The organism is Mesorhizobium argentiipisi (SeqCode), assembly GCF_037179585.1.
Classification (GTDB): domain Bacteria; phylum Pseudomonadota; class Alphaproteobacteria; order Rhizobiales; family Rhizobiaceae; genus Mesorhizobium; species Mesorhizobium argentiipisi.
The window spans coordinates 1-513 of sequence record NZ_JAPYKO010000094.1; the positions used below are offsets into that span (position 1 = coordinate 1).

The following is a 513-nucleotide window of genomic DNA, read 5'->3' on the forward strand; positions in this document are numbered from 1 at the left end:
GGCCCGGTCCCTTCCCACCGATGAACCATCAACCTGAACAGTTGCACGGGGCTGTTCCAAGCAGACCCCGCACCACAGGAAGAGGCGTGGACATGATAGCCCAGAACTATGTCGGCTGCGACATCTCAAAGCAGTGGCTTGACTTTTTTGATGAGACAAGCGGCCGTCTTCGGCGCATCGACAACCAGGCCGATGCGATCGCGGCCTATGTGGCAGGGCTTGATCCCAGCCGGGACTTCGTCGTCATGGAGGCGACAGGGGTCCATGACCGGCTTCTGCGCCATGCGCTGGCCAAGGCCGGCGTGCCGTTCTCGCGGCACAACCCGGCGCACACCCACCATTATGCCAAGTCGACCAGACGGCGCGCCAAGACCGATCCTCTCGACGCCAGGATGCTGAGCGACTATGGCCGTCGCTACCAGCCTGAGGCCGAGCCGGCACCACGCGAAGAAGGTGAGCGGCTTCAGTCGCTTGCCGGCCACCGCGATCAACTGGTCGCGATGCGGGCAACGC

The 513-nt window shown here is 63.7% G+C and carries 1 protein-coding gene; it reads left to right on the forward strand.

All coding sequences use genetic code 11. The annotated features are described in order from the left end of the window. Positions 1-92: 92 nt before the first annotated feature. A partial coding sequence (locus O7A05_RS34080; protein WP_337097796.1) for an IS110 family transposase occupies positions 93-513 on the forward strand: 421 nt, incomplete at its 3' end.